Here is a 13,351-nt window from a genome sequence, read left to right on the forward strand (position 1 = left end):
GATAATCGCATTTTCAAATGATATATGATTGGATAATCTAATTTTATGTGCTAAAATGTATAATGAAATAGATGAAATGGGGTGTAAGGATGCGTTATGTGGTAACTGTAGTTTGGGTATTCTTACTTTCTTTAATGGCAGAATTCGTTCTTTCTTCCATGTTATATGTATCATTTGATATGACGCGGGCTATTATTTTAACAGTAGGGTTATCCTTCTTCATTATTTTAATCACTTTCTTGATGCCTAAAGATAGCGAAGTTTATGACTTTAAGTAAACATCCAACTTTCTGATAGCGAGAACTGACTTTTCAGGTGCAGTTCAAAAAAAGAAGCTCTTTCCAATATATTGGAAAGAGCTTCTTTTTTATTTATCCAAGTAATATTTATTTACTGGTTTTAAATCATCGTTTAATTCATATACTAGTGGCACGCCTGTCGGAATTTCTAAATCCATTATTTCATCATCGCCAATACCTTCTAGAAATTTCACTAATGCTCGTAAACTGTTACCATGCGCCGCGATGACTACTCGCCGTCCTTCTTTAATTTCTGGAGCAATCGTGTCCATCCAATAAGGAATAACGCGTTCTAATGTTACTTTCAAGTTTTCACCTGCCGGAATAGCGTGTGTATCAAGGAGTTGATAACGGCGATCATTTTTGGCTTGTCTTTCGTCGTTTTCTTCTAATAACGGTGGAAGAGTGTCATAGCTTCTGCGCCATTTTTGTACTTGGTCAGCACCATATTTTTCAGCAGTTTCTTGTTTGTTAAGACCTTGAAGTGCGCCATAATGCCGTTCGTTCAAGCGCCAAGATTTATGAACTGGTACCCACATTTGGTCAGATTCTTCTAACACATAATTAAGTGTTTTAATAGCTCGCGTTAAAACAGAAGTGAAGGCAACATCGAATTCTAAGCCCGCTTCTTTAATTCTTTTTCCTGCAGTCATTGCTTCTACAACGCCTTCTTGTGACAAGTCAACATCATGCCAACCTGTAAATAAATTCAATTTGTTCCATTCACTTTGACCATGACGAATTAATACTAATTTCATCTTCCTCATCCTTCCATTTTCGTCTATTTTCTAAACGACTAATCCAACCAAAGTTTTCCCTTTCAAGCGAGGTGTCAAACCTTTTCTATGTTATTCTGTGACTTTAAAAGTAAATTCTTTATCTGCTAAATCAATTTCTACAGATGAATGTGGCATGATTTTACCTGATACAATTTCTCTAGCAAGTGGCGTTTCAACATGACGCACAATATAGCGTTTAAGTGGTCGTGCGCCATATACCGGATCATATGCTTCTTCCGCAATAAATGCTTTTGCATTATCGGAAATAGTAATCGTAATTTCTTGGTCGGCTAAACGGATTTGAAGTTCTTCTACTAATTTCTCCACAATGCCTTTAATATCAGCTAGTGTTAGTGGTTTAAATAGAATAATATCATCTACGCGGTTTAAGAATTCCGGTTTGAATTCACTTTGTAAAATTTGCATTACATCCGATTCTAATTCCGGTGAAATTTCGCCTTCTTCGGTTCTTTCAAGTAATAAATTAGAGCCAATATTTGACGTCATAATAATTACTGTATTTTTAAAATCGATTAATCGGCCTTGCGAATCCGTGATACGTCCATCATCAAGTACTTGTAATAGTATGTTAAATACATCTGGATGAGCTTTTTCTATTTCATCAAGTAGGACGATTGAATAAGGATTTCGTCTTACAGCTTCAGTAAGTTGACCGCCTTCTTCATAGCCAACATAGCCTGGAGGAGCTCCGACAAGTCTTGATACGGAATGTTTCTCCATGTATTCAGACATATCAATTCGAATCATATGATCTTCTGAATCAAACATATTAAATGCGAGTGCTTTGGCAAGTTCTGTTTTACCAACACCTGTTGGCCCTAGGAAAATGAATGAGCCAATTGGGCGTTTCGGATCTTTAATACCAGCGCGTGCACGAAGTACAGCATCACTAACTAATTGAACAGCGTCATCTTGACCAATTACTTTTTGATGAAGTTCATCTGCTAATTTAAGCAGTTTTTCGCGTTCTCCTTCTACTAACTTGGTCACTGGAATTCCTGTCCAACGTCCGACGATTTCTGCAATTTCATTTTCTGTTACTTCTTCTTGTAAAATCCGGTCTTCTTGTGCAGTTTTTTCGCGATTTTCTGCTTCTAACTCTAGTAATTCTTTTTCCACAGCCGGGATTTTACCGTGTCGTAATTCTGCTGCTTTATTTAAATCATAATTATTTTCTGCTTCTTCTAATTCATGACGCAAATGATCGATTTGTTCTCGGACCTCACGAATTTTACTAATTTCGTTTTTCTCAGATTCCCATTTCGATTTCATTTGATTGGCTTCTTCTTTGTAGTCAGCTAGTTCGCGTTGCAATATTTCTAAACGGCGTTCACTCGCTGGATCTTTTTCTTCTTTTAAAGCCGCTTCCTCAATTTCTAATTGCATTACTTTTCTCGTTACTTCGTCGAGTTCACTTGGCATCGAGTCAATTTCGACACGAATAGTTGCGCATGCTTCATCTACTAAGTCGATTGCTTTATCTGGTAAGAAGCGGTCCGTAATATAACGATTAGAAAGACTCGCTGCTGCAACTAAAGCATTATCATGAATATTTACCCCATGATGAATTTCAAAGCGTTCTTTTAACCCACGTAAAATGGATACTGTATCTTCCACTGTTGGTTCTGGGACAAGTACTTTTTGGAAACGTCTTTCGAGTGCGGCATCTTTTTCAATATATTGGCGGTATTCATCTAACGTAGTTGCGCCGATACAGTGTAGTTCACCGCGGGCAAGCATCGGTTTTAACATATTTCCGGCGTCCATTGCGCCATCTGTTTTACCTGCGCCGACAATCGTATGAATTTCATCAATAAATAGTAAAATTTGACCGTCACTTTGTTTCACTTCTTGAAGTACTGCTTTCAAACGTTCTTCAAATTCACCGCGATATTTAGCTCCAGCAATAAGGGAACCGATATCAAGCGAGATAATCGTTTTATCTTTCAGCCCTTCTGGAACGTCTTTTCGAACGATTCGTTGTGCTAAACCTTCGACAATGGCTGTTTTACCAACGCCTGGTTCACCTATCAGAACTGGATTATTTTTTGTTTTTCTAGATAAAATTCGGATAACGTTACGAATTTCTGCATCGCGTCCGATTACTGGATCGAGTTTACCACTTCTAACTTCCACGACTAAATCACGTCCATATTTTGTTAAGGCTTCATAGTTTTCTTCTGCATTTTGAGAAGTCACTTTTTTCCCTCCTCTGATTTTTAAAATAGCTTCTTGAATTTGTTTTTTAGATTTATGTTGTTTTTTTAGATTCATTGTTATTGGATTTGATTTTTGATCCATGACAGCTAAGATTAGATGTTCTGTTGATACAAAATCATCGTCTAATTGTTTTTGTTCTTTTTCGGCATCCCGCATCAACTGAAAAAGTGCTTGGCTCATTGCTTGACCATAGTTTACACCGCTTCCAGAGACCACAGGAATTTTTGTTAAAGCATCTTCTACTGTTTTTTGAAGTGCATCTATATCTACTTCTGCTACATCATATACACGTTTGGCAAAATCACTCTCTGTTAATAACACTTTAAAAACATGAGCGACGTCGATTTCTTGATGTTCGGATGCAATTGCTAAATTTTGAGCGTCCGCAATTGTTTGCTGGACTTGTTGCGTAAATTTTTGTAAATCCATTCATTCGTCCTCCTTATAAAAGATAAGTCTGACCTTTTTTGACCTTAACTTTATTATAGTTTTTTATCTTGCTTTTGTCTAACAAAAACCATCTTTTTTATAGAAAAAGATCTACCAATTTTTAGGTTGGCAGATCTTCTGAATTTCTTAATCACGACCTGTAAATAGGCGGAGTAAGAACATGAATAAGTTAAGGAAATCAAGGTATAAATTCAGCGCAAGCATTGGTACATCTGCTAATTCCACATCGCGCTTCATGATTTGGTTGAAGTCATACAAAATATATAGTGAGAAAATAATCGTTCCGCCTGCTGAAATAATTGTTGATAGCATAGAACCTAATGGTAAAAAGACTCCTACAAAGCTAAATATAACGAGAATAATAATCGCAGCGAATAAAGCACTGCTTAAGAAAGATAAGTCTTTTTTCATTTTTGCGCCAATAAAAGCTAGCGTTGTGAAAGTAACGGTTGCTGTAACAAATGCCATTAGAACGGCGGCACCTTGCCCTGCACCAAAATAATATGTCAAAGTTGGTCCAAGCGTTAAGCCTGTGACAAACGCAAATGCTAGTACTACTGGGTATCCTACCACTTTATTAATAGTTTTACTTCGACGCACTACCATCGCTGTGATAAGTAACGCGACTTCTAAGACGACAAGAGGCAAATAAAGTTCTGGACTTAATTTACTCCCAATCGCAGCACCGATAGATGCAAGTAGCAAAGAAAATACAAACCAATTAAGTATTTTTTGCATAATAATTTGTTTCTCAGTTCTCTTTTCTGTGTTTGCTCGCTCGGATGTGTGATTGATTTCGTTCATTAACATTTCTCCTCTTCCAATTGATTAGTTTTATTATATCAAAAGAATTATTACAATTCTATCGGTCTTGCGTTGGAATTTCACAAAAAAAGAAGCGCACGAGGCACTTCTTTAAATTAAATCAAATTGTTTCAAGCCAAGCATAATGCCGTCACTATTGTTATCTTTCGTTACAAAAGTAGCTTTTTCTTTTAATAATGGTACGGCATTTTCCATTGCAATGGCATAATCCACTGCGCCAAACATTTCTAAATCGTTCATTCCATCACCAAACGCATAAGTTGGAACGTCTTGATAGCCCATTACTTCAAGTAGCTTCGAGATACCAACTGCTTTAGATCCGCCTTTTCTTAAGACGTCATTACTAAATGGTGTGTTGCGAACAAATTGTAATTCTGGAAAGCGTTCTGGAAAATAATCATCACCAGTTTCGAGTAAAAGAAGAGCCATATTGATGTTTTCTTCTTTATACATATTAGGCCTTACTTCTGGCATTGGCTCGCCTAAAAAATCATAGTGTGCTTTTACAACTGGTGTACTTGCGGTTGCGCCAATTCTTTTATCATTATAATAGCAAACCTCTACATTTTGTGATTTAGCTTCTTCCGTCAAACGAGCAAGTAAATCAGCATCAATCACATCTTCGTACACTTTTTCTCCTTCAAAGATAGCCATTTGTCCGTTCATCATTACTGCGGATTCAATGCCGGTAATTTTCATTTGATGACTGATTTCTATGAGCGTCCGACCAGTAGCAATAACAGGAATAACATTATTTTCTCGAAGTTTATCAAGTGCTTGAAGCGAGGTATCAAGTACTTTGGATTCACTATTTAACAGTGTTCCATCCATATCAAAAAAACAAATTCCACGTGGTTTCACATTATTCATCCTTTACTAACATAATATATCCATCATACCAATCTTACGGATACAAAGTAAAGGCTATTTGTACATAACAAAATCTCCGGTGTGCTCAAAACCTAGGCGGTGATAAATTTCTCCTGCTACTGGGTTATCATAAAACAAACATGGTTTTTTGCCTTCTGCTAATACATCACAACATAATTTTTTTAGAAGTGTACTTGCAAAACCACGTTGTCTATAACCATCGCTCGTCGCTACACCTGTAATCATTGCTGAAAAGGAATTTTCTGCAGATGTTTCTGCTACAGCAACAACTTCTTGGTCTTGTTCAATATAATAAATTCGTTTCACGCCTTTTTCAATTTGGCGAATAATTAATTCTTCATTTTCATCGCGTGAACCAAATTCTTTAATGTGTTTGCGCATTTTAATAATTGGAGCTACGTCTTCTGCCACTGCCGTTCTGACAATAACGTCTTGATTTACAGAAATACGATTTACATGTTCGCATTCGCAAAAATAAGTGTCTTGTCTTTTTTCGGCAAGTTCTGGTAAAAATGGTTCCAATTCCTTTGTGACACGAGAAATACCGCTAACTTCGTATGTATCATGCTTAGCAATAATTTCTGAGAAAGCTTTTGCATCAAAATTAGCATCTTTTGAATACGGTAAGAAAAACGTATCGAATCGAAGTAACAATGCATGTAATTTGTCTTCTGAATCGAATTCACCCCAAAGATCTTGCACATCACTCTCGTAACCAAAATTTTCGATATCCCCAATAATAAATAAGTTGAGGGTTGCTTCGGGTTTTAAAAGTGCCATTACTTCTTCATTATCAGATACAGTTAGTTTTCTAATCATGTGCCACACTCCTATTTTGAAAATTGTCTTCATTTTACGTGAGTTAGGTAGGTTCGTCAAGCCCTGAATCTTACTATTTTGCGCCATATAAAAAAGCTCGGGACAATTAGTCCCAAGCTTTTATGATTCGTAATGAATTTCGCCAATTTTCAACATTAAGCTGATAGCGTTGAATTTTTCATCTCCAAGATGCATTTTGTTTGTATCTTGAAAAGTGATAGGTGCTGCTGTAATCGCTTCTTTCGGTTGTTCAAAGAACTTTTCTTCAAGTGCCAAACTTTCTGTAATTTGCGATATGTATTTTTGGAATTTATTTTCGTTTCTCATTTTCCCAATCATCAATGCTTTTAAAGTGTTTTGAGAAATCCCGACTGCAAGCGCGAATGTTCTATGAGTGTATCCATTTATTTTCATATAAAGTGACAAATTAGTGGCAATTCTTTGTTTTTCTGCCTTGTTTTTCATTTGGGTGAACCTCCTGTCTTTCTATAGTTATCATTATGCCCGGTGAAGATGAGAATTTGATTAAAACTTCATAGTATTTAGCTAAAAATATTGAAAACGTTTTCTTTGTTTTAAAAAAATATGCCGGAATAACGAATATCCCGGCAAGTACTTTATTTAATTGCTATATTTTTCCCAAACAACCGTCCTTAATACTTCTAAGAATTCTGGGTCCGAGTTTGGCATTGGTGGTCGGTGATAAATCGCGCCCACTTCATCGGTAACTACTTTACATTCATAATCATTATCATATAAAACCTCTAAATGTTCAGCCACAAATCCAACTGGTGTATAGATAAAGTGTTTATATTTTTCTCGACCGTAAAGTTCTCTTGTTAAATCTTGTACATCAGGTCCGAGCCACGGCTCCCCAGTTTTCCCTTCACTTTGCCAACCTAACGCGTAATGAGGTACTACTACTTTTTCGAAAATGAAATCTGCTGTTTCTTGCAGTTGATCTGGGTACGGGTCATTATGTTGTTTAATTTTCTCCGGTAAACTGTGTGCGGAAACAATTAAAACAGTATCCAATAATTCATCAGCTGGAATTTGTTTTGCTGTTTCGTTAATTCTATCAGCCCACATTTGAATAAATTTGGGTTGTTTGTACCAATCATTGATTGCTTTGATACGAAGGCCACCTAGTTTATCAGCTGCATCTTTTGCTCTTTTGTTGTAAGCTTCGACGCTAAAGCTAGAGTAGTGTGGCGCTAAAACAATCGAGATTGCTTCTTCTATTCCATCTTTATGCATAGCTTCTACAGCGTCTTCAATAAAAGGTTCAATATGTTTTAAACCGATATATGCCTTGAATTCTACTTCGTCTTGCGATTCATTTAACGCTTTTTCTAATCCATAGGCTTGTGCTTCAGTAATTTTTGCGAGTGGAGATAATCCACCAATTGCATGGTATCTTCCGCGCAAATCCGCAATCATTTCTTCACTTGGCTTATGACCATGACGAATATCTGTATAGTAACGTTCAATATCTTCATCTTTGTACGGTGTCCCGTATGCCATTACAAGTAGACCTACTTTTTTAGTCATTTTATATCATCCTTTTTTAATAGAATTTCGCTACGTTCATGGATGTAATTAGTTAGTTTCTTCAACATTTCTGGTGGTACTTCCGGGAAAACGCCATGTCCTAAATTAAAAATATAACCTGGTTCTAGTACGCCTTCTTGCAAAATACGATTTGCTTCTTTTAAACATTTCTCTGGTGCAAGAAGTGTGGACGGATCCAGATTTCCTTGAATTGCTTTTGTTGGAACTTTTTTCCGAGCACTTGTGATGGTTTCACGCCAATCGACGCCAACAACATCAAGCGGCATTGTTTCCCATTCTGCTAAAAGATGACTCGCGCCAACTGCTTGCATAATAATTGGGGTTGTTGGATGAACTGCTTTCACTTCTCTAACAATCATTTCGATTACTGGTCGAATGTATTCAGCATAGTCAGCTCGACTAAGTGCCCCTACCCAAGAATCAAACAATTGCACCGCAGAAGCGCCCGCATTAATTTGCGCAATTAAATAATTCGCAGTCATTCGACCAAGTTTTTCCATTAGTATTGCCCAAACTTCTGGCTCGCGATACATAAAACTTTTTGTTTGGTGATAATTTTTCGATGGACCACCTTCTATCATATAGCTAGCCAAAGTAAATGGTGCACCTGCAAAGCCAATTAAAGGTACATCTAGCATATCATCTGCCAATAATTTTATCGTATCTAGGACATAAGGAACTTCTATTTCTGGTTTGAACATTGTCAGTTTTTCTACATCTTGGAAAGATCTAATAGGATTATGTATGACTGGACCAATACCAGATTTGATTTCAACGTCTACTCCCATCCCCGGAAGTGGTGTCATAATATCTTTGTATAAAATGGCTGCATCAACACCATATTGATCTACTGGTAATTTGGTTACGTAAGCACATATTTCTGGCTGATGAGTAATTTCAAATAGAGAGTATTTTTCTTTTAATTTGCGGTATTCTGGTTGGGATCTCCCTGCTTGTCTCATATACCAAACCGGAATTCGGTCAACTTGTTCTTTTCGCGCTGCTTTTAAAAATAAATCATTCGTTATTTTTGTCATCGAGTCGCTTCCCTTCTTTGTTCATTTACACACAATAGGCAACAGAACAATAAATAACTTCTCCAGATAAAAGGATACTAGAAAATTTGTATAAAACCAAACAAATTGCCTATCAGCTGTTTCAATTATGAAAAACGTGGAAAATAAAGGTGTAATCATTTTTCTTAATGGAATAAAACTGAAAGAAGGACTTATTATGAAAAAAGTATTTATCACGACTGGAACGGAGCACTACCTTCGTCAATTAATGGCAAATTATACTGGCGGAAATGTGACACTTCTACAAAACTTTTCCCAATCACTTTTGTATCAAGAGTCGACTGGTGAAAAACTTTTCCAAGAAGGCGCTGAGTATCGAGTATTGCAAAGCAGTGGTTCCTTAAAAGGTTTTGGAGTAGTCGTCTTTGAATATATCCACCTCCGCGATGAAGAAATCCCTATTTTCTTGCAAATGTATCAACGAGCGAGTTTGCATTTTAGTGAAACGCCTGGCTTGCAAAGTACAAAACTCACAAAAGCGATGAATATGAATAAATTTTTAATTATTTCCTTTTGGGATTCTGAAGTATTTTTTCATGACTGGAAAAAAACACCTTTATCCAAAGAAATTACCAATATCATGAAAAAAAATAATACTCAATCTGGATTCTCACATGAAGATATTTATCATTATCCAGAATTTTCCCATGATGCTAAATAGGAAAAAGCGATTTGGACCACTCATCCAAATCGCTTTTTTTATTCGTACATTTTTTTCATTCTGACTGGTGCATAAAGGAACGTAAAGATAACTACAAAAGCCAAATTAATTCCTAAAATGATCATCCCACTGATGGTCCCATTTTGTGCAATGCCAATCACACTAAAGAGTAGTGCTTGAGCGAGTAACAAAATCCGAAGAAAGTGAATAAAACTGCGATGACGATAACGATCATTAATCGGATAAAGTCGTAGCATAATTTGTGCATCATAATGTTTTAACATCGGGATGAATTGAAAACCAGTTAAATACAAAAATAGTAGTGAGAAAATGATATTTAAATAAAAACCTTGAACAAACACGAGTAAAATCACGGCAATTACGGTAAGTCTAATGTAAAGACCGGCATATTCATTTGTTCTAATAAATGTCCGACTGAACAAATAAGCAAATGTTTTTCTTTTCGCATAAGGAATTGGCTGATAAAGAAAATCGAGATAACTCCGTCTCCGAACCGTTCCTCGCAAATGAGGTACATCCGTAAATAGATTCACTAAACGATAGAACCGATTCATCCGCGCTTCTTCTTTATCCACTAAATATTCCCAGCGTAAAGTTACTTTTGCCGTTTTAGTTCGAAGCCAGTAGTAACTCGCCACAAGTACTACCAAAACCAAAGGAATAGAAATGTAAGGTGCGGCGACTAACGCAATATAAATTAAAATAGCATTAAGGATAACACGAATAAACATCCACGTTGTATCCGCCTCTTCTAATTTCATACTTTCCCAACCAAAATAAATGTTCCACACTTTTAGCATACTGAGGACAATAAACAAAGTGAAAAACTGGCTGTACGGAACCTTTGTCACTTCCACATACATCGGCATACAAACCCCAAGCACAATTACAAAAACATATAATTGCATAAAGAAGCTCGCTATTTTTGCTTGGGTAAAATAACTATCCATTGCTTTTTCCTGTACAATTAAGTAAACAATATCCGGTTTTTTCAGCAACGTGGCAACAGGACTAATGGCAATTGAAGCAGTGAGTAAAATAACCATTAACGGAATAACGGGAAATGTGGGTTCAAGCGTCTTCACCCAACCAGCGTAATAAAAAATCCCCGCTCCAAGTCCAATCACAAGCACAAAAAGCAAATGATCATTAAACATATAACGAAGATAGCGCATGACTTCGGTCGTATAGGCACTAAAACGTTCTTTCCAAAGCGCTTTGCTGTCAAATATCATCTTCATCAGCTTCCTCTTCCTTTGTCAACTGAATGTAAATTTCATCAAGTGAAGCTCCCGGCATTTCGAAGTTTGTTTGCAAGTCTTTCAGCGTTCCCTCTGCGCGAATCTCGCCTTGATGAATAATAATGAACGTATCGCAATATTTCTCAGCCGTTGCAAGTATATGCGTTGACATTAAAATGCTTGCACCTTTACTACGCATTTCGTCCATCCAGTTAAGTAATGACTGAATACCAAGTGGATCTAAACCAACAAAAGGCTCATCAATGATATATAATTTAGGTTCAATTAAGAAAGCCGACATAATCATTACTTTTTGTTTCATCCCTTTAGAAAAATGGGCTGGAAACCAATTAAGTTTTTTCTCTAAACGAAACTCCTTTAAAAGAGGCTTCATTCTTGCTTGCAGTTCTTCTTCTGATATACCATAAGCCATACCTGTTAATTCTAAATGTTCTTTTAAGGTTAATTCTTCATATAATACAGGTGTTTCAGGGATATAAGAGAATTGCTTTCTATATGTTTCTGTATCTTCCACTAATTGGTGATTATTGATTTTAATCGTTCCTTGTTTAGGATGCATTAGACCAGTTATATGCTTAATGGTCGTACTTTTCCCTGCCCCGTTTAGCCCAATTAAGCCAACAATTTGTTTTTCTTCAATCGCAAACGAAATATCTTTTAAGACTGGACGTTTGGTATACCCGCCCGTCAGGTGTTCAACTTCTACTAAAGCCATTTCCATACCTCCTTACGTAATCTTTAGTTAATAATAGCATATTCGTCCCTTGAACTGTCAAAATAATCCACCACCTACTATCTAACACATGCTTTTCACTGCTTTTTATGTTAAATTAAAATAGTACATAATTATATGTAATGAAAGGTGGTCATACTTAATGGACGATTGCATTTTCTGCAAAATAGTTCGTGGCGAAATTCCTTCTGCCAAAGTGTATGAAGATGATGAAGTATATGCTTTCCTCGATTTAGGCCAAGTTACAGAAGGTCATACACTCGTAATTCCCAAAAAACATGCTAGGAACACATTCGATTTACCCGATGAAACGGCCGCTGAATTATTCCGCCGCGTACCAAAAATCGCGCGGGCATTAAAAGAAGCTTTACCGATTCAAGGATTAAATATTTTAAATAATAATGAAGAAGTTGCTTTCCAATCTGTTTTTCATTGTCATATCCATTTAATACCAAGGTATAGCAAATCAGACGACTTTGGGTTAAAATGGAAAGATAACGCAGACTGGTATACACAAGAACGTTACCAAGAAATTGCTGAACTTATTGCAGCAAAAGTAGACTAAAATGACTTTATGGATGGAGTGGAGTATAAATGAATAAAAAATCACTTATTTTCGGTATTTTAGCTGGTGGGGCAATTGGAGCCGCAGCCTCGGTATTATTTGCTCCAAAATCCGGCAATGAGCTTCGAAAAGATATTGTCGCTAAATCAGGTGAAGCAAGTGTTATTTTGAAAGAACTCGCATATAATGCAAATGAACTTATCCAATCCGTTCAAGTTCTCGGCACAGAAGGTTCCACTTTATTAAAAGATGTTTCTTCTGACATCATGGAATCTGTTTCCAAATGGAATGAAGAAATGGAACCTGAGAAGAAACGCCTAAAAGACGAGATTAAAGATATGCAAAAAACAATTTCCGACTTAGAAAAAACGCTAAAAAAAGATAATAAATAAGTAGAGAAACTGGGCGACTGCTCAGTTTTTTTATTTGTCTAAAGTCCCTTTCAAAAAAACGTCATAATTAGACAATAAATTCTCTAAAAAAAGCTTGAATTTTGTAGCATTTGAGCATACAATACTATGGTGCCTTCTGATGGAAGAGCACTATTTTAGCTATAACTGGAGGAAAGCTTACAATGCGCTGCCTAAAATCAATCAACACAGAGCGACGAGACGAATTTAATCGACTTTTCCTAAAAGGAATTCTTGTCTGGCTAGCTGCCGTATGTATTTGTTTTTTAACACAACATTTAATCTATCCTGATCAACTTACAAATGATTATCAACTTGCTAGCTTTTTAGGTATTATATTAATTTACCCAATTCATAAATTACTTCATATTCTTGGATGTTTTAAATACCGTGAAGGAACTGTTATTCAGTGGCGTATTCACTTCTTTTTCCTTCCTTGTATTAAATTAAATATTAAGCGAATAATACCAAAATGGCATTACATTTTTTCGTTAATTCTACCATTTGTGATTATAACTACTATTTTAATCGTGTTAATGCTTTTAACGCCCATCGGACATTCAGGTATGTTCCTGATATTACTATCTGTCCACTTTGGAATGAGCTTTTCTGATTTTACACATATTAAAAAATTATGGAAAATGCCGAAGAATTGCTTTATCGAAAGTGCAGAACGCGGATTTTCTGTTTTAATTTCTGACTAAACCATAAGAATATCATTAAATTTCTTTCATCTTTTCTTTTTAC

At 36.1% G+C, this 13,351-nt stretch carries 15 protein-coding genes; 5 read left to right on the top strand and 10 right to left on the bottom strand.

Features of this window, described 5'->3' with window-relative positions; genetic code table 11:
* Positions 1-89 precede the first annotated feature (89 nt).
* Positions 90-278, top strand: a complete 189-nt coding sequence (locus LMOATCC19117_RS11310) for a YjzD family protein (protein WP_003740802.1) — start codon at positions 90-92, stop codon at positions 276-278.
* Between the two features lie 89 nt (positions 279-367).
* Here LMOATCC19117_RS11310 and gpmA read toward each other — a convergent pair whose 3' ends face one another.
* The 8 genes from gpmA to hemE form a co-directional block, all read right to left on the bottom strand.
* Positions 368-1,057 (bottom strand): 2,3-diphosphoglycerate-dependent phosphoglycerate mutase, encoded by a 690-nt coding sequence (gene gpmA / locus LMOATCC19117_RS11315; protein WP_003726238.1) that lies wholly within the window; start codon positions 1,055-1,057, stop codon positions 368-370.
* A 90-nt stretch (positions 1,058-1,147) separates the two neighbouring features.
* Positions 1,148-3,748 carry an ATP-dependent chaperone ClpB gene (gene clpB / locus LMOATCC19117_RS11320; RefSeq protein ID WP_003734376.1) on the bottom strand — a complete coding sequence of 867 codons (2,601 nt, stop codon included), beginning with the start codon at positions 3,746-3,748 and terminating at the stop codon, positions 1,148-1,150.
* A 147-nt stretch (positions 3,749-3,895) separates the two neighbouring features.
* Positions 3,896-4,573, bottom strand: a complete 678-nt coding sequence (locus LMOATCC19117_RS11325; RefSeq protein ID WP_003726240.1) for a Bax inhibitor-1/YccA family protein — start codon at positions 4,571-4,573, stop codon at positions 3,896-3,898.
* A 111-nt stretch (positions 4,574-4,684) separates the two neighbouring features.
* On the bottom strand, positions 4,685-5,455 hold the full coding sequence (locus LMOATCC19117_RS11330; RefSeq protein ID WP_003726241.1) for a Cof-type HAD-IIB family hydrolase: 771 nt from the start codon (positions 5,453-5,455) through the stop codon (positions 4,685-4,687).
* A gap of 63 nt (positions 5,456-5,518) precedes the next feature.
* Positions 5,519-6,304: a GNAT family N-acetyltransferase gene (locus LMOATCC19117_RS11335; RefSeq protein WP_003726242.1), complete on the bottom strand. Its 786-nt coding sequence runs from the start codon at positions 6,302-6,304 to the stop codon at positions 5,519-5,521.
* Between the two features lie 120 nt (positions 6,305-6,424).
* Positions 6,425-6,769 (bottom strand): hypothetical protein, encoded by a 345-nt coding sequence (locus LMOATCC19117_RS11340; RefSeq protein ID WP_003723828.1) that lies wholly within the window; start codon positions 6,767-6,769, stop codon positions 6,425-6,427.
* A gap of 156 nt (positions 6,770-6,925) precedes the next feature.
* A complete protein-coding gene (gene hemH, locus LMOATCC19117_RS11345) occupies positions 6,926-7,855 on the bottom strand; it encodes a ferrochelatase (RefSeq protein WP_003726243.1) in 930 nt (309 codons plus the stop codon).
* Complete coding sequence (gene hemE, locus LMOATCC19117_RS11350; protein ID WP_003726244.1) at positions 7,852-8,913, bottom strand: uroporphyrinogen decarboxylase; 1,062 nt, start codon at positions 8,911-8,913, stop codon at positions 7,852-7,854. Before hemE ends, hemH begins: the two co-directional genes overlap by 4 nt.
* A 196-nt stretch (positions 8,914-9,109) precedes the next feature.
* Here hemE and LMOATCC19117_RS11355 point away from each other — a divergent pair, with 196 nt between their 5' ends.
* Complete coding sequence (locus tag LMOATCC19117_RS11355; protein WP_003730868.1) at positions 9,110-9,613, top strand: antibiotic biosynthesis monooxygenase family protein; 504 nt, start codon at positions 9,110-9,112, stop codon at positions 9,611-9,613.
* 38 nt (positions 9,614-9,651) lie between these two features.
* Here the strand turns inward: LMOATCC19117_RS11355 and LMOATCC19117_RS11360 are convergent, their stop codons facing one another.
* Positions 9,652-10,875 carry an ABC transporter permease gene (locus tag LMOATCC19117_RS11360; RefSeq protein ID WP_014929104.1) on the bottom strand — a complete coding sequence of 408 codons (1,224 nt, stop codon included), beginning with the start codon at positions 10,873-10,875 and terminating at the stop codon, positions 9,652-9,654.
* A complete protein-coding gene (locus LMOATCC19117_RS11365; RefSeq protein ID WP_003726247.1) occupies positions 10,859-11,611 on the bottom strand; it encodes an ABC transporter ATP-binding protein in 753 nt (250 codons plus the stop codon). Before LMOATCC19117_RS11365 ends, LMOATCC19117_RS11360 begins: the two co-directional genes overlap by 17 nt.
* 160 nt (positions 11,612-11,771) lie before the next feature.
* On the opposite strand from LMOATCC19117_RS11365, the gene LMOATCC19117_RS11370 reads away from it, so the two are divergent.
* The 3 genes from LMOATCC19117_RS11370 (at position 11,772) to LMOATCC19117_RS11380 (ending at position 13,308) form a co-directional block, all read left to right on the top strand.
* Positions 11,772-12,194: an HIT family protein gene (locus LMOATCC19117_RS11370; protein ID WP_003723834.1), complete on the top strand. Its 423-nt coding sequence runs from the start codon at positions 11,772-11,774 to the stop codon at positions 12,192-12,194.
* A 29-nt stretch (positions 12,195-12,223) separates the two neighbouring features.
* Entirely contained in the window at positions 12,224-12,586 is a 363-nt protein-coding gene (locus LMOATCC19117_RS11375) for a YtxH domain-containing protein (RefSeq protein WP_003720598.1), read from the top strand.
* 182 nt (positions 12,587-12,768) lie between these two features.
* Entirely contained in the window at positions 12,769-13,308 is a 540-nt protein-coding gene (locus LMOATCC19117_RS11380; protein ID WP_003727836.1) for a DUF3267 domain-containing protein, read from the top strand.
* The last annotated feature ends 43 nt before the right edge of the window (positions 13,309-13,351 follow it).

Source organism: Listeria monocytogenes ATCC 19117, from assembly GCF_000307025.1.
Classification (GTDB): domain Bacteria; phylum Bacillota; class Bacilli; order Lactobacillales; family Listeriaceae; genus Listeria; species Listeria monocytogenes_B.